The organism is Lacisediminimonas profundi (genome assembly GCF_008831265.1).
In the GTDB taxonomy this organism is placed as follows: domain Bacteria; phylum Pseudomonadota; class Gammaproteobacteria; order Burkholderiales; family Burkholderiaceae_D; genus Lacisediminimonas; species Lacisediminimonas profundi.
Genome location: NZ_VTTH01000002.1, coordinates 1 through 16,579, shown reverse-complemented (window position 1 = coordinate 16,579; position 16,579 = coordinate 1). Strand labels below are relative to the sequence as shown.

Annotated in this window: 11 protein-coding genes; 6 read left to right on the top strand and 5 right to left on the bottom strand. The window is 60.7% G+C overall.

Annotation, left to right across the window (positions count from 1 at the left end):
- Positions 1-263 precede the first annotated feature (263 nt).
- From FVE66_RS05675 to FVE66_RS05655, 5 genes are all read right to left on the bottom strand, one after another.
- Positions 264-1,514 carry a metal ABC transporter permease gene (locus FVE66_RS05675; RefSeq protein ID WP_151446458.1) on the bottom strand — a complete coding sequence of 417 codons (1,251 nt, stop codon included), beginning with the start codon at positions 1,512-1,514 and terminating at the stop codon, positions 264-266.
- Positions 1,515-1,529: 15 nt separating this feature from the next.
- Entirely contained in the window at positions 1,530-2,411 is an 882-nt protein-coding gene (locus FVE66_RS05670; protein ID WP_206668714.1) for a metal ABC transporter substrate-binding protein, read from the bottom strand.
- Between the two features lie 21 nt (positions 2,412-2,432).
- On the bottom strand, positions 2,433-3,521 hold the full coding sequence (locus FVE66_RS05665; RefSeq protein ID WP_151446456.1) for an acetamidase/formamidase family protein: 1,089 nt from the start codon (positions 3,519-3,521) through the stop codon (positions 2,433-2,435).
- Positions 3,522-3,800: 279 nt separating this feature from the next.
- Entirely contained in the window at positions 3,801-4,970 is a 1,170-nt protein-coding gene (locus FVE66_RS05660) for a response regulator (RefSeq protein ID WP_421829471.1), read from the bottom strand.
- Between the two features lie 55 nt (positions 4,971-5,025).
- The gene (locus FVE66_RS05655) at positions 5,026-8,610 is read right to left on the bottom strand and encodes a response regulator (RefSeq protein ID WP_151446455.1); all 3,585 of its coding nucleotides are present in this window, start codon (positions 8,608-8,610) and stop codon (positions 5,026-5,028) included.
- Positions 8,611-8,919: 309 nt separating this feature from the next.
- On the opposite strand from FVE66_RS05655, the gene FVE66_RS05650 reads away from it, so the two are divergent.
- From FVE66_RS05650 to FVE66_RS05625, 6 genes are all read left to right on the top strand, one after another.
- Entirely contained in the window at positions 8,920-9,612 is a 693-nt protein-coding gene (locus tag FVE66_RS05650) for a hypothetical protein (protein ID WP_151446454.1), read from the top strand.
- A gap of 250 nt (positions 9,613-9,862) precedes the next feature.
- Positions 9,863-10,498 (top strand): hypothetical protein, encoded by a 636-nt coding sequence (locus tag FVE66_RS05645; protein WP_151446453.1) that lies wholly within the window; start codon positions 9,863-9,865, stop codon positions 10,496-10,498.
- Positions 10,499-10,569: 71 nt separating this feature from the next.
- The gene (locus FVE66_RS05640) at positions 10,570-11,172 is read left to right on the top strand and encodes a hypothetical protein (protein ID WP_151446452.1); all 603 of its coding nucleotides are present in this window, start codon (positions 10,570-10,572) and stop codon (positions 11,170-11,172) included.
- Positions 11,173-11,450: 278 nt separating this feature from the next.
- Complete coding sequence (locus FVE66_RS05635) at positions 11,451-12,266, top strand: hypothetical protein (protein ID WP_151446451.1); 816 nt, start codon at positions 11,451-11,453, stop codon at positions 12,264-12,266.
- 246 nt (positions 12,267-12,512) lie between these two features.
- Positions 12,513-13,472 carry a hypothetical protein gene (locus FVE66_RS05630; RefSeq protein ID WP_151446450.1) on the top strand — a complete coding sequence of 320 codons (960 nt, stop codon included), beginning with the start codon at positions 12,513-12,515 and terminating at the stop codon, positions 13,470-13,472.
- A 38-nt stretch (positions 13,473-13,510) separates the two neighbouring features.
- The coding region (locus FVE66_RS05625; protein WP_151446449.1) for a DUF2974 domain-containing protein at positions 13,511-16,579 on the top strand (3,069 nt) is incomplete at its 3' end.

Sequence of the window (16,579 nt, the reverse complement as noted above, 5' to 3'; positions counted from 1 at the left end):
CGGCGGACCGGGTGGGAGGCAGACCCGGTTGCACGCCCCGGTGACGGGAACGTGGCGGGCGTCATTCATATGGAACGAATCGTATCCAGCAAATTAAAATGGGTCAAATCAAAGTTGTTTTTAATTGGGATGCGATTAAAGTGCGGAGTCAGGTCTTGACCTTTCCCGCACAAGCGTTCCATGGCGGGGGTCAGGTCTTGACTTGCTCTCTTCCGAATGGTTGTGCGAGAAGAGTTAAGACCTGACCCCACATTCTGCCTTCACTACCGTCCCCTGCGACGGCTGATGAGAACAAACGACAGCCCGCCAAGCAGCAACAACGGAATTCCCAGGCCAAAGCGCTGGCGCGCTCGCGCCTCGATGCGCAACTCTTTCAGCACCAACTGGTCGCCTGCAAGAATCTCACTGCGCCCGGAAAGGTACTGACGCAGCCGGTCCTGCATTTCAGCGGACATTTCCTTCTTTCCCCAGCGAACGTCCTGCTCCAAAGCCCGGAGTTTCATGAGTTCGGCGCGCGCCGTTTCGATCGCTTCCAGGCTGTCGCTGCGGGTCTCGCGCTCATCCGACGTCAGAAAAACTTCATGCACGAACGGCAGCTGGTTTTCAAGCTCGTCCAGCCACGGCTGGTCCATCTGCGGGAATGCAAGCAGCAGCAGGCCAACAAGGGCTGCAGCCAGCGACACAGATTTTCCGAACCGGGGCAGCGAAGTGCGCCGGAGAGCAAAGGCAACCGCGACTGCCGCCATGGTGGCGCCGAATGTGGCAACTACTGCGGGGCCTGTCGGAAGATCCCACCCCCAGGAGGCGCCGAGTCCGGCTGCAGTAACCGCCGTTCCGAGCAACCAGGCAAGCAGGAGGCGGCCCCGTACTGTGGTGGCGAACAGCCCGGCAATTGCAGCCGGTACGATCAGATATGAGAAAACAAGCAGCACGCCTGCGACGCGCACCGACGATGTCACGACCAGGGCAAACGAACCATAGAAAATGACGTCCCAGAACAGCGTGCGTCGCGGCGTGGCAGCGGCAAGCGGCGGATGAAATGACGCATCAAGCAGCGGCCGCCGCAGCAGCCAATGCACGACACCGAGGGCGACATAAAGCAGGGCAAGATTGCGCACCTCCTCCGGCGTCACCGTCAGTATCGAACCGATCAGGATCTGCTTTATGTGCTCCGCTCCTTGCGGGGCGCGGTCGAGGGCAAGTACCCCCAGCGCAGCGGAAACGGCATACGTGATGCCGATCACGGCCTCCTGCTGCAAGGCGGCCTCGTGGCGTCGGGCAATGGCAAAAAGTATCGCTCCGCCGATGGCGAACGAGAGCCCGTACCAGTATGCCGCCTGCCCCTGCACCGGATGACCGGCAAGGATGGCGACAGTGATGCCCAGCGCTGCGACCTGGGCCAGCGAGAGGTCGACGAAGACCACCCCTCGCGCCAGGACGTGAATGCCGAAGTAAGCGTGTATGCCAGTCAGGACGACGCCGGCAATGAAAGGCCAAAGGAGCAGTTCCAGCATTGGTTCCAGAATTAGTTAGCGCAGCGCCGCCACCAGTCGGCTGACATTGAGCTCGAACAGGGAGAAGTAATTATCGGCGGCGGGATCGGCGCCGACTGAAGGAACGAGCGTGACTACGGTTGCACCGCTATGGGCGGCAATATGTTTGACCAGTGCGGGACTGGAATGCGGATCGGCGATGATCACACGCACGCCGGCTTCGCGCATGTGCCTGGTCAGCGTTGCCAGTTCGGCAGATGACGGCGGCACCCCCGGATTCGGCTCGGCGGCAGCAACGATAGAGAGGCCGAAACGATCCGCAAAGTAGGTCCAGGTGTCGTGAATCACGACGACCTTGGTGCCTTGGTAAGGTGCCAGCGCGGCTTTCCAGGCAGTCAGGCGCTGGTCGAGCTTGCCCAGGAATTCGGTGCGGCTGGCGGCAAAGCTGGCCTGGTCGGCAGGACTCAAGCGGGTCAGGCCCTCCATGATGGAAGCCGTGACTGGACGGGCGTTTTCTGGATCGAGCCAGTAATGGGTATTGCCAAAGGCATGAACATGGGAGCGGCGTTCAACGCGCAAACGCGGCGTCTCGGTTTGCAGCAGGCGAGCGCCGCGGGAGGCATCAAGCACGGGCGCGCCGGCTGGCAGATTCAGGCGGCGGAACCACGGTTCGTGGTCGAGGCCGATGCGCACGATCAGCGCCGCGCTACGCAGGCGCGCCAGTTGCGCCGGCTTTATTTCGGCAGAATGGGGATCCTGGCTGGGAGATGTCAGCGATTCAACCGCTACACGCCCGGCCCCGACCGCCAGCACCAGGGCCTTCAGGTCGGCCGTGGTGGTGACGACGTCAAGCTTGCCGGCGGCGCTCACCGGACCGGTCACTGCAATAAGTGCCAGGGACAGGAAAAGGGCGAGCACCGCCTGCATCGAATGGCCGACTTACTTCTTCTTGGTGAAGATCGATTTCGGGATCATGCAATGCACGCCCTTGCGGATGTCCACCACTTGGGAAACCCGGCAGTCGCCCACCATCGACACCAGCGAATAGGCTTCGTAGCGCGTCAGCGGAACCATCTTCTGCTCGGCCAGGAAATCAACTGCCTCGCGCGTGGCATTCACCATCGCCTTGTCCAGGCTCTCGTCCAGGCCAACCGCAATCCAGTGCGTCGGGGTTTCAATGCGCGGCCAGGTGATCTTCATGTTTTTATGCACGATAGGCTGCAGGACGATTTCCTTGTAGGAGCACTCCAACGCGGTCAGGTTGACCTCGCCGTTGCCTTGCCGGCAGTGGGAGTCACCGGTCCAGATCAGCCCGCCCTTCTGGAATACCGGGAAGAATATCTTCGAGCCAGCCTGCAACTCGTTGATATCCATGTTGGATCCGTTTTTCCATGGGCGCAGCGACGAGACGGGCGCGAGCGGATCGTCCTTGACGCCGCCCTTGCGTGGCGCCGGATCATTCGGATCGATGCCGACCGCCAGCGTGCCCGGGAACGGCTTCAGGTCGATGGTGACACCCGGCTTGAACTCGGCCGTCATTTTCTTCAGGTCGAGTTTCATGAACTTCAGGAAACCCTCCGGCATTTCCGAGGCGAGCGCGCCGATGGTCGGGAAATCCTTGCCCGGCAGGTTGAAGTTGACGCCGTATGCCTTGGGCACGATCTTGATGATTCGGATTTCAAGCACGTCGCCCGGTTCGGCGCCGTTCACGTAGATGGGGCCAGTCAAGGAGTGCGGACCGCCACCGGGATTTGCCTTGCGCAGGGCCACGATCTCTTCCATGCTCATCCCGGGCTTGATCTTGTCGTGCGAGTGCATCATGGTTTCGACCGAGACAGTGTCCCCCGATTCGACCTTCAACTTGGGTGACTCTTTGGGATCCAGCCAGCCCCACTGGACGGTATCCAAGCTTGCGGGCAGCTTGTGATGCTTTCCGCGGGCCTTCTCTGGCGCTTGCGCAACCGCGGCGCCAGCCGCAAACACGCTTAACAACATTGCCGCGACGATCTTTTTCTTATTTTCGAACATGAGTCCTCCTCCTTGAGTGGAGATCTCAGTGTTTATATAATATTTCCTAATGTCAACATTATTATTTTCATCTCTAACCAAATTGCTGCACCCCTCCCCAAAATCGAGCACCTCGTATGGGGTCAGGTGTCGACTTTTCCCGCTCAATCGTTCGGCAGCACAAGTCAAGACCTGGCCCACACCTCAGGCCCCGGAATGCAAATGAGGCCCCGCATGAACTGGTCCCCTTCGCGATATATCAGCTGCCAGGCTGGACAACTCCAGTACCGCAGCTCGGCCTCACCCGCCCTGCTCGGCCACACCTTCGACCCTCTGTTCCTGAATCGCATCGACAAACCGCCCGGCAATTGCCCGGAATTCATCCTGGATCTGCGCAAAGGCATCAACCACATCCGGATCGAAATGCGTTCCCCTTGCCTTCAGGATCAGCGCCACGGCATCTTCATGCGGCATCGGTTTCTTGTAGATGCGGGTGTTGGTCAGGGCGTCGTACACATCCGCCACCGCCATCAGGCGCGCCGAGATCGGTATCTGCTCGCCCTTGAGGCCTTGCGGGTAGCCTGAGCCATCCCACTTCTCCTGGTGCGACAGGGTGATTTCCTTGGCTATTTCCAGGAAACCCACCTCCACGCCCAGCGATCGTTCGGCTTGGGCGATGGCGTCGCGGCCGAGCGTGGTGTGGGTCTTCATCACGTCGAATTCTTCCGCGGTCAGGCGGCCGGGCTTCAACAGGATGTGATCGGGAATGCCCACCTTGCCGATGTCGTGCAGCGGTGCCGACTTGAACAGCAAATCGACGTTGGCGTCGGACAGGAAACCGGAAAAGCGGGGATGCGTCCTGAGTTGCAGCGCCAGCGCCTTGACGAAATGCTGGGTGCGCCGGATATGGTTGCCGGTCTCGTTGTCGCGGGTCTCGGCCAGCGAGGCCATGGCCAGGATGGTGACGTCCTGCGCTGCTGCAATTTCGCGCGTCCTCTTTTCGACCTCGCGCTGCAGCCATGCATTACGGTCGCGCAAGAAGTCGGCCGATGCTTTCAAGGCCAGGTGCGCCTTCACCCTCGCCATCACGATCTGCGGGTTGATCGGCTTGGTAATGTAGTCGACCGCGCCCAGATCGAGGCCCATGCGTTCGTCCTCCGCGCCAGAACGCGCGGTCAGGAAGATCACCGGAATGTCGCGAGTGGATGCTTCGGCCTTGAGCCGCTTGCAGACCTCGTACCCGTCCATGCCGGGCATCATGATGTCCAGCAGGATCAGGTCGGGCGGTTCGGCCGAACCTGCCAGGCGCAGCGCCCGCTCGCCATTATTCGCTACCCGGACGCGGCAATCGTCCTGCAGCAGTTCGCTCATCATGGCCAGGTTGTCCGGCGTGTCGTCGACCACCAGTACGGTTGGCTTTGCGGGCAGGCCGGACAGGTTTTCCGGGGGCTGCAAGGGGACGCCCTGCAGCTGATTTTCTTGTGGGCTCAACGGGTCTCCCTGACCATGTCATGTTCTGCGCAAACTATCCCTGGGCCGCAAGGGAGTCCCTCGCCTTCACCAGTAATTCGAGTGCGTTCTCGAAATCGAAAGCCGTCACAGCCTGGGCAAACGCCGGGTAATGTTCTGCCAGCCCCTGCCCGAGCAGGTCGCTGTTTTCCTGCGCCAGCCGGGTCGCTGCGGGATCCCCCGCTTCCAGCAGCTTGAGCAGCTGGTCGCAAACCGTGGCGAGGGCGTGCCGGTCAATGGCGCCGGTCGCCGTCGTCACCGGCGGCAACTGCCTGTCCAGCTCCTCGATCACGACCGTGAGCCGGGCGTGCAGGGTCTCGAGCAACTCGTCGAGTTCCGCCCGCGGCCGCTGCTCCCGGATGGCCGTTTCAAGTGCCCGCGCCGCGCTGGCGGCTTCCCCGGCGCCGACGTTGCCGGCAACACCTGCCGTGGTGTGGGCCAGGCGTTCGGCCAGCTGATCGTCGCCGCTGTCCAGCGCCGCTGCCACCTGCTCCGGAACGCTCTTCTGCCCGTCCACGAACTTGCGCAGCAACGACTGGTAAAACTGCCGCTTGCCCAGCACCCGCCGCAAGCCATCGGCAATATCCAACCCCGGAACGTCTTCAGGCAGGCGCGCCTCGTTCGCATCCGGCGCCGCTCCGACTGCGTTGGCGACGTCCGTGTCGGCAGGACTGTCGGGCGGCAGCACCCATTGCTGCAATGCCCGCCACAGCAGATCGGGCTCGATCGGCTTGGCCACGTGCTCGTTCATGCCGGCCTGCAGGCAGGCCTCCCGGTCCTGGGCAGACGCATTCGCCGTCATGGCGATGATGGGCAGCGCGCCAAAGCGCGCATCGGCTCTTATCAGCCGGGTCGCTTCCAGTCCGCCCAGCACCGGCATCTGCATGTCCATCAGCACGGCGTCGTAGCGCATTCCGGGCGCCCCCAGCATGTCGATCGCAATCTGGCCATTGGCCGCGATGTCGACCACGAAACCCACCTCCTTCAACAGTTCGAGGGCGACTTGCTGGTTCAGCTCATTGTCTTCGGCCACCAGGATCCTCGCCCCCTTCAGCCGGGACAAGGCTTCGATCGCGGCATCACTCGGATGCACCGCTACCACAGGCAAAGCGGATTCGGCGCCAATAGCCCGCGCCATGGCATTGAAGAGCTGGGACGCGCTCACCGGTTTGATCAACAGCTCGTCCAGGCCCATTGGCCGGGCTTCGTTCGCCATTTCTTCAAGCCCGTAGCCACTGATCAGGATCAGCCGCGGCTTCGACTGCCAACGGCGGCCCTGGAACTGGCGCGCGGTTTCCACCCCGTCCATGCCGGGCATCTGCCGGTCCAGCAACACCACTTCGAATGGACGCCCTTCCTTGTCGGCCGCAGTGGCCATGGCAAGCGCGAAGTCACCGCTGGCGGCCTGCGCCACATCGAAGCCCATGGCGGCCAGCATGTCGGCCATGACGGTACGCGCACTCTGGTTGTCGTCGACCACCAATACGCGCTTGCCGCGCAGATGCGCCTGCAGCACCAGCGTCCGCCTGGCGCGGTGGCTCTTGCCAAGCTGCGCCGTGAACCAGAAGGTGCTGCCATGGCCGAACTCGCTCTCCACCCCGACCTCGCCATCCATCATGCCAACCAGACGCTTGCAGATCACCAGCCCCAGTCCGCTGCCGCCGAACTTGCGGGTGGTGGACGTGTCGGCCTGCTGGAAGCTCTGGAACAGCTTGCCGACCTGCTCCTGCGTCAGTCCGATACCGGTATCGCGCACTTCACCCAGCAGCAGCACGCCATGCTCATCCTCATGCTTCAGGCTGATGCGGATCCCCACTTCGCCCTTGTCGGTGAACTTGACGGCATTGTTGGCAAAGTTGACCAGGATCTGCCCAAGGCGCAGCGGATCGCCCACCAGCGTAGACGGCAAGCGGGGATCGATATCGACCACCAGTTCCAGCCCCTTGGAGGATGCCTTCTCGCCGATCAGCACGACCACGTTGTCGAGCACTTTTTCCAGTTCGAAGTCGACGCGCTCGATCGACATCTTGCCGGCCTCGATCTTGGAAAAATCGAGGATGTCGTTGATCACGCCCAGCAGATGCTGGCTCGAGGAGCGGATCTTGTCCAGGTAGTCGCGCTGGCGCGCATCGAGGCCGGTCCTGGACAGCAAGTGGGCCATGCCGATCACAGAGTTCATCGGTGTGCGGATCTCATGGCTCATGTTGGCCAGGAAATCGGACTTCGCGCGGGTCGCCTCCTCGGCCGCCTCCTTGGCCAGCTGCAGCGCCTGTGCCATCTCGCGTTCATCGGTGATGTCATCCACGATCACGACCGCACCGCGCGTGCGATCAGCCGGATCGATCGCCGTGCCAACCACGCGCGCCCAGAAGCGGCTGCCATCCTTCCTGACCAGATGCATTTCACCGCGGAATACCTGGCCACGCCAGATCGGCTCGTACATCACCCTGCCGACTTCTTCGAAAGCCTGGTCGTCAATGTGCCAGGGCCGGACGCTCTTGCCGATCAGCTCGTCAGGCCCATAGCCGAAGATCTCTTCCAGCCGCCGGTTGCAGACGCGGACCACCCGTTCGCGGATGATTACAATGCCGCCGGGCGCTGAATCGAACAAGGCCTTCTGCTCGGCATACGCCGCCAGCAATTCGGTTTCGTATTGCCTTGCCCGGCGGCGCCGTTCAAGCCGGTTCAGGCCGCCATATGCCCAGCCAATGGCACCCAGCACCGACAGCACACTGCCGAAAAATCCCGCTATCAGATAGTTCTTGAGCGTAGGCGCAAATGCGCGCTGAGAGTTCTCCAGTGAAACCACGGTCAGCGCGGTGACAGGGTACTTGCCGAGCTTGCGCCATCCGACGAAGTAATCCTTTTCGTCCACGAACTCGCTGCCGGCCTCAAGCCGGGAACCGCTGGTACTGTCGAAGCGCGGAGGATTGCGGTAGTGCTGGAAAACACGCTCGCCCAGCCCCACAGTCCAGTTGGTCAGCATTGACCCGCCCTGCAACCAGACCGAGGAAAAATCGCTGTCCCCGAATCGATCCAGCGCCTTGTAGCTGTGCAGATAGCGGTGATCGACCGTCAGGCTGATCACGCCGGCAAAGCTGCCGTCCGGATGATTCACCCGCCGCGTGAAACGGATCACTTCCTGCTTCGACAGGCCGCCGGCACCCGCGCTGCGCGGATTGATGACCATCTCCCTGCTGGTGGAGTTGCGATGCTGATCGATGAAATCGTGGCCGCGCATCGAGACACCGATGTTCTCGCGAAAGCGTGCACTCCGTATCACGCCGGCGGCATCGACAAAACTGAGAAAGACGGGAAGCGTTGTGGACGCGTAGCGGAAGTGGTCGTCCACCACCTCGGGAAGCACGCCGCGTTCCTGCATGTACACCAGGGTCGATGACAGGTAATCGAGCTGCTCGACCGTCTTCTCCAGTTGCTCGGCGTAGCTTTCGGCCAGGATCTTGACGTCCTGCAGCGTGATTTCCTGCCATTGGCGCTTTTCCTGGGCAATTTCCAGGGACACCCCCGTCCATATCGCAACGATCAGGGCGATGCAGGCAGCGGCCGACCTCAGAATGATGGTCGTGCGTGAAAAATGCACCTGATGTCCTTCAATGTTCCGGCCACGCTGTCGAGCCGCAGGGAAGCCGCAAAAAATGGCCGGCCAACCGGAAGTGCGCAGCACGCCCCGCTGGCAGCGCCGCCAGCGTCATTGTGCATTCCGGACTATTGAGGATAGTATCCGCAAATCATTGACAATATGCAATTCCCGCAGTCAGGGCCGTGCCGGACCGGCAGCCACCCTGAGCCGCAGCCCGAAAGCGCATCATGGAAGATTTGGCCCTGGTCGACTGCCGTCAGGCAGTGTCAATGAAAACGGGAGCACGCTTCAAAGCAACGGGGATCCAGAATGAAAGCCATTGCCCTCGCATTCCTCGGACTCGCTCTGGCCCTGTCCACGCGCGGACTTCACGCTGCGATCCTGACGCAGATGGAAGACTGCGGCCCGAGGCTGCCAAAGCCACAGGTTCATGTCCAGGTACTGCCCACCAACCCTGCGGTGAAGGTCGTGCCGGGCCGGCAACTCGCGGAGAGCTTCAGCCAGCGAACACATCAAACGGTGAACGGCGCTGTCGCCGGCGTGACCGCAGCCTCGCTGCAGGTAGCGGTTGAAGTCGGTTCCGAGCACATCGACTTGCCGGGGGACGGCCTGTGCATGGCACCGATGGTCAGCATCGTGATGGGTTTTAGTCCGATGAACATTTTTGTCTCAAGGGAATTGGCACGGGATTCGTGTGCTTACGACTACGTGGTCAAGCACGAGATGAAGCATGTCCTGCTGAACAATGAAGTGCTGCTGAAAGCGGCGGCGACCTTGCAGGAGGAGTTGAGGGAAAAGTTCAGCGCCGAGCCTGTAATCTACACAAGCCACAAGTCGCTGCAATACGAGTTCCGGAAAATCAGGGAAACGGTTGCCGACCGTACCGGCGCCCTGTTCAACCAGGCAAACGTCGCTCACCGGAAGATAGATACGCCGGCTTCGAGGGCAGAATCACTGACCGTGTGCAACGGCATCCTTCCGCTGCTGCTGGGATCGGATTAGTTTTCATCCTGGGGTCAGGTCTTGACCTTTCCCGCACAACCGATCGGCAAAGCAAAGGTCCAAGCCTGACCCACACATTTCCGGGGAAATGAATCCGACAATCGAGCCATGTGCCCATTGTTCGGGCGCCCCGGCTTCTCGTAAAAAACATTCCTTCCGACAGCCGCCTGCCTGGTCTAAGTTCCCCTCTGCCTGCACCGCCCCTGCATCGCGGAGTTCCGGGCATTCGAATGGCGCTGACACGAATCACATGAACGCATTTCACCTGGCCAGAAGCTTGCCAACTGCATCAAGACAGCTGGTACTGCCGACAATTTTCGTTGTGCTCCTGGCCTGCGCGATGTCCTCATGCGCCACGCCTGAACCGCCATTGCGAATGGAGCGCCGGTATGCCACCCACACCTTTTCGTTCGATGCCAGAGGTGACAGCCCGGACATCGATATCCTCGATTTTCATTACGGCGGCAATGACCATCCCAGCGTGCGCGGATGCCCGCGGCACCCGGACCAGTGCAAGCCCCCGTTTTACTCCACTGTGGCTCACGCCAACATGGAAGTGGCCGATCAGCTTTACGTGAAATGGCAGATCAGGACCAGCGGCGAAATTTATGAGGATGTCGTCAACCTGCGCGACCGGCTACCGAGTGACATGACCGGGCAGCGGATTCATTTCATCGTCAACCTGGATCGCCTGCATGTCTACTTGATCGGGGCGAACAAAGTGGTCCCGGATCCTTGTCCGCCGATTGGCAGGCGGGCGGAGTTAAGCATGTCGTCGAATTCCTACGAAAAGATCTTCTCCCAGTTTTGCTACTTGCCGATAACGAATCTGTACCCAAGACGGATTTCGGATCGAGCTGTGAAGGTAATGGAGGGGAGATCGTGATGCACCGACTACTTTCGACCACGCGGACGGATCCAACAACAGGCGTTCCAGCAAGGGTTCCGATTTCATTCATGAGCTTGCTCGATGCCGGACGTGATGTTCGCCTCACTGTTCTCAGCATTCTGACGCTTCTCCTTGGATTGCCCCTTTCCTCCTGTACAGCACCAGATCCAAAGACTCGCGTCGAGCGCCGCTACGCAGTTCATTCATTCGGATTCGATGCCACTCAAGATAGCCCCGATATCGAGATCCTCGATTATCAATATGGCGGAACCAACGAGCATGGTGTTCGCGCATGCCCAATCCACAGGTCCAAATGTACGATCGTTCCCCAAGCGGTGGGCACCTATGGGGATATGGAGGTCGGCAATCATCTTTACGTGAAATGGCGGATCAAATCGACCGACGAAATAGTTGACGACGTCGTCGATCTCCGCCGGCGCCTACCTCTGGATATGAGGAGGCAACGGGTCTACTTCGTGGTTAGCGGAAAAGTGCTCTCCGTATTCCTCATTGGGCCAGATCCACTTCCCCGCAATCCCTGCCCACCACGTACCGAATTAGAAAAATTTAACCGATCCACGCAAGCGATCGACAAGGTTTTTTCGACTTATTGCTATCGCCCTATTTCCACGCTGTACCCAGAAGAACGCGTGGATGGTCAACTTGAGTAGAAGGAGTTGCGCACGCACAGCTACAGCCATGAGGTCTGCTGCTATTAGGTCAGGTCTTGACCTCTCCCGCCTAACTGCTTGGCAGAGTACAAGCCGAAGCCTGATCAACAAATTCCCGCCGAAATGAATCCGACAATCGAGCCATACGTTCACTGTTCGGACATCGCGATTTCTCGCAAAAAACATTCCTTCCGGCGGCCGCCCGTCTCGCCTAAATTCCCATTGCCTTTTTCACTCTTGCATCCCTACAGGCATCCAATGACGCAGCCACGGACCACATGAACACATTTCCGCCTTCCCGAATTATGGCCTTGCTTGCAATAACGACCGCGCTCGCAGCAATCGCGTCCCTCCCTGCACACGCCCAGGGCAGCAATGCCCATGAAAGAGATTGGTACACGCTGACCTGCAATAGTCCTGAACATCGCGCGATGGTGCAGCCGTTCAATGCCAGCCCATCGCTCACCCAAGAGCAGCTTAAAGCACTGGAGCGCGAACTCCTGAAGGGGCGGGTCAGGCAGGAATCCTACGTCCAGTGGGCCGACGGCGTCGTGCGCATGGTGGCGGCCCATGGCGACGAACTGCTCCTGTTTGCAGATGGCAGCGGCGCGCAGGTGCTTCGCCAGGGAATGAGCCTGGTCCATACGAAATATGCAAAAGGCGGCGCAGTGCTCGCTTTCTGCAGCATTCAGAAGGATGACGACGGCAATACCCTCATCAACCGGACCCGCAAGGGCGTCGACGCAATTTACACGGTGGATGCCCTGGGCCAGCCCATCACTGCCATTTTCAGGCACTACGACCCAGACAACAACAAGGAATCACAGACCGTGACCAGGCGTCATCCTGACGGCAGCGTGACCTCCCATGGGTACGACCAGCAGCACACTTTGCAGACCAATATAAAAAGCCGTTTTTTTGACGACGGCAGCCGCAGCGACACGAGCACCACCTCTGCTGGTTTCGAAACAAGCTACTACGACTCTGAAGGCAAGCTAGTCGGACGCTGCCAGTCTTCGGGCCAGCTCCAGTTGCAGGAACAGGTCCTGACTTGCGCCGCCGAACCGTTCGGTGAAGCACTAGTCGAGACCTGACGCCCCATGGGGTCAGGTCTCGACTTTTTCCCGCTCGACTGCTCGGCAGAGCACAAGCCGAAGCCTGACCCCCACATTTCCGAGAAAATGGATCGGCAACCGAGCCATGCGCTCGCTATTCGGACGTCCCAACTTCTCGCAAAAAACATTCCTTCCAGCGGCCGCCTGTCTCGCCTAAATTCCCATTGCCTTTTCATTCCTGAATCGCAGCGATCCAGGTTTCCGAATGACGCTGACACAGACCGCATGATCACATTTTCTCCATCCCGAATTCTGTCATTGCTTGCAGCAGCGGCGACCCTCGCAGCAACCGCAATCCTCCCCGCACACGCCCAGGGCACCAAAGCCCTTGAAAAGGAATGGAGGAGTTGCGAAGGCGGTTACTACACAGGGCCACGGGAAGGTCGTCGCAACTACGTGCTCGACAAATACCTTTGGGTAGTGACACCGGCCTTCGCCAAGCGCTTTTGCATGCCGGAATCGATGGTCAGCGAAGAACTCAAGGGTGCCGAGGCGATTGCCTTCCGAATGGTCGATGGTGCAGATAGTGATGGTTGCAGCGTCGATGACGCCGGTAAGGCGCATTGCATGGAAAACAGCACGGCGCGATTCGAGATCTATCTGCCGCAGAGTCTGAATTTGCCGGCCGCGAACCCCGACGTGAAGTTTTTTGAGGGCGGAAGGACAACCAGCGACTGGCACCTTTCCAATATTTCTGAGCGGATTTCGAGATCGCGCCGCTACGAGAAGGGTGATTACAGACTTCCACCCGGTGAGGTTCCGCGCTTTCGCAATCCCTTCGCATACCCAAATCCCGGTCATCGCTTTGGCCTGATCTACTCGCATGAAGGTACAGGACGCTGGCCCGTTTCACCAATATGGGAAGTGGGATTCCGGGGCGACTGGATCAAGGGCATGGACATGCTGATTCTGGAGCAGCAACTGGGTGTTTATTTCGGCTTCGAGATGGATCAGTACAAGGCTTCCGGAATTCCCCTGGGGAATCCACAAGGACAGTACCTGATCGTGATGGACAAGGGGGACTCACAGACGAACGGCCCGCGATCATGGGAAAAGAAAATACCGTCCGGCCATGCACATGTCATCTACCTGCCACACGATTTTGGGCAACTAGTCCGCCGGGCCGCGATGAAGTCAGGTGGAAGCAACTGGACCGACTTCATCAATGCAGTCCGCCAACGCTAATCAAGCACTGAAAGTGCCTAAAACATAAGGGGAGAAGAATGTCCAAAGACCTGGTCCTTGATGCACTCTTGAGCAGAGACAGCTACAAATACACAAACACATCGGGTGGAAGCATCGAGGGCTGGAATCGACTGGCAGTCGAGCAATACACGAAACATCCCTCAGACGGATTCAACTTTGCCGCTCAGCTCTATCAAGGACCTGACGGTTCGTACAAAATTGCCTATCGCGGAACTGTCGACCTCTTAAAACCGGGCGACGCCGAAATCAACAAGGCCATCGTCACAGGCGCCTGGAGCGCCGAGATGACCGAGTCAGTCAGGTTCACCTATTTCGCCATCCGGCAGGTGGCCACTGAAAGGAAAATTGAATTTAACGATGCAAAGAAGCTGTTCGACCTGACTGGCCACAGCCAAGGCGGATTCGAATCAGAACTGAACGCCCAACTCTTCGGCCTGAACGGCACCAGCCTCGACGGCCCCGGCGCCAGCCGCGTGATCGGTTCCCAAGGCTGGCAGCAGGCAAAGGATTGGGTCGCGGCACAAGAGCCCAAGGCCCAACTCGATACCGGCGTCGGCGACTTCGTCGCCCGTCGCTACACCGCCTTGGTGGGCGGAACCAACGCCCATATCGCCGGCGTTCGCGAAGACAATGCCGCGGCATCATTGGCATTGCAGTACCTGGCATCGCTCTCCGGCGTCGGTGCTGCCGCTAGCGCCGTCATGCAAGTCACCGTATTGCACGCGATCAACACGATCATTGGACTGGAAGCCCTGCGCAAGAATTCCCCGTTGCTGCAAAAGGTCGTCCAGGCGAACGACCTGGGTGATACGAACGCGCTGGCCTGGAATATTTCAGAAGAGTGGGCAATGGTTCAGGTGTCGGATACCGGCGCATCGATCACCGCAGACCAGGTTGAAGCAATGGTCGGCGAATTCCTGGCAGGACGGGTCGGGCAGGAAGTCTCTGTCCAGCAGGCTGACCGGACCGTGCGCGTGGTGGCCGCCAATGGCGACGAACTGCTCTTGTTTGCAGATGGCCGCGGCATGCAGGTTCTCGGCCAGGGAGTGAGCCTGGTCCAGACGGAATACGCAAAAGGCGGCGCCGTGCTCGCTGTCAGCAGCATCCAGATGGATGACGACGGCAATACCCTCATCAACCGGACCAGCAAGGGCGTCGATGCAATTTACACGGTGGATGCCTTGGGCCAGGTCATCACGGCCAGTTTCCGGCACTACGACGCCGTCAACAATCTGGAATCACAGACCGTGACCAGCCGTCAGCCTGACGGCAGCGTGACCTCTCTTGTGTACGACCGGCAGCACGTTTTGCAGTCCACTATCGACAGCCGCTTTTTCGACGACGGCAGCCGCGTCGACACGGCGACCACCTCTGCCGGTGTCGAAACAAGCTATTACGACACCGAAGGCCAGCTCACCGGACGCAGCCAGTCCTCGGGCCCAATCGGCTCCACCACCCTGCTTCAGGCCGTCGGCCAGCACGGCGGCACCCTGATCGACGCCCTCTCCCTGGTCCGCGCCATCCAGTCCGGCACGCCCCTCCCCGTCACCGCATCCGGCCTGCGCCTGGCCAATGACCTGGCCACGCTCAACGGCTCCCCCAACACCAGGCTCTCGGGCGCGGCAAACGTGGCCAGCGGCATGCTCAGCCTGCTGAGCCTGAACGACGCCCTCAAGCGCGGCGATGCGGTGGCCGCGCTTGCCGCCAGCGCGCATGCCGTCAATTTCGGCGTGACCGCCTACGCCAACTTCGCCGGCTTCTCCGATAAGGACACAGCAAGCGCAGTCGCACAAGCCTTCGGCCAGGACAGCGCCGCCACCGCCCTCGGCGACAGCCTGCCCTACGTGAACCTGGTCAACGCCATCGCCCACGGCGATGAAACCGGGATTGCGGTCGCGGTCATTTCGATGATTCCCGGCATGCAGTGGGTCGGCACTGCCTACGCCGTGTTCAACATGGTCAACGCATTGTTCGGCGGCGAAGATTCCGCCGACCCATGGGGCAAGGGCCACTATCTCCGCAGCGGCAGCAGCGTCAGCTACGAAGCGGCAGGCGAGACCGGCGGACAGCAGGCGGTCGCGGCCGTGATGAACAGGGCGCTGGCCACCATGAATGCGATGATCGAGCGCGAACGCCTTCAAAATCCGGGCAGCATGCTCGGCCTGATTCCCGAACGCATGCCCGACCTGGCCTATGACAGGACCGGATTTCGCTACACCGACATCGATCCGCTCACAGGGGGCGAACGGCATCCCGCGCTGCGCTTCGATACCGACGGCCGGCCCTACAACGCCGAGCCCGGCAGCCCGGAATCGTTCCAGTCGCTGGTCGAAGGCATGGTGCGCTCGGCGCTGTTGCGGGGCGCCCTTGCGCCGCTGTGGGAAGTGCAGACCGCAAGGCTGCAAAGCGATGCCGGCGATCCCAGGGCCGGCCTGGGCGAAGAAGAGCGCGCCGCGCGCGACGGCAGGCTGGTGGCGCCGCTATCCGGCGCCACCCAGGTGTTCCGGCCGGTGGTGCTCGACCTTGACGGCAATGGCATCGCCGTCACCGACCGCGCCCAGGGCGTCGCCTTCGATGTGGACGACTCCGGCTACCTGAAGCAGACCGCCTGGATAGCGGCCGACGACGCCTTCCTGGTCCTGGACCGCGACTACAACGGCAGCGCCGATACCGGGCGCGAGCTGTTCTCGAATGCGCTCGTCGCGCTGGCCCGGCGCGGGCTGGCGGGCATGGCCTGGGTCGATTCGAACTACGACGGCAGGCTCAGCGCAATCGATCCGGTCTGGAGCGAACTGAAAGTGTGGCGCGACCGCGACCAGGATGGCGCGCAGGATGCCGACGAGGTCCAGGGACTGGATGCCCTTGGCGTGACCGAACTGAACTACGCCATGGGCACCTACACCGACGACGGACAGCGCAAGCAACTGGCCAGCCCCGATCTGGAGGCAGACCGCGAGGGAACGCGCATCACCGTCGTCAACGAAGGCATCCTGATCCAGGCCAGCGAGAACGGGCATCTGTCGCTGCTGGTCACCCGCATCGACGACAAGACCGCAGTCGAGCCGAACCGCGATGGCGTCACCGGC

Excerpts from the sequence above, each read along its gene's own strand:
- FVE66_RS05675 (WP_151446458.1), bottom strand. The coding sequence starts at position 1,514 with ATGCTGGAACTGCTCCTTTGGCCTTTCATTGCCGGCGTCGTCCTGACT.
- FVE66_RS05665 (WP_151446456.1), bottom strand. The coding sequence starts at position 3,521 with ATGTTCGAAAATAAGAAAAAGATCGTCGCGGCAATGTTGTTAAGCGTG.
- FVE66_RS05650 (WP_151446454.1), top strand. The coding sequence starts at position 8,920 with ATGAAAGCCATTGCCCTCGCATTCCTCGGACTCGCTCTGGCCCTGTCC.
- FVE66_RS05645 (WP_151446453.1), top strand. The coding sequence starts at position 9,863 with ATGAACGCATTTCACCTGGCCAGAAGCTTGCCAACTGCATCAAGACAG.
- FVE66_RS05640 (WP_151446452.1), top strand. The coding sequence starts at position 10,570 with ATGAGCTTGCTCGATGCCGGACGTGATGTTCGCCTCACTGTTCTCAGC.
- FVE66_RS05635 (WP_151446451.1), top strand. The coding sequence starts at position 11,451 with ATGAACACATTTCCGCCTTCCCGAATTATGGCCTTGCTTGCAATAACG.
- FVE66_RS05630 (WP_151446450.1), top strand. The coding sequence starts at position 12,513 with ATGATCACATTTTCTCCATCCCGAATTCTGTCATTGCTTGCAGCAGCG.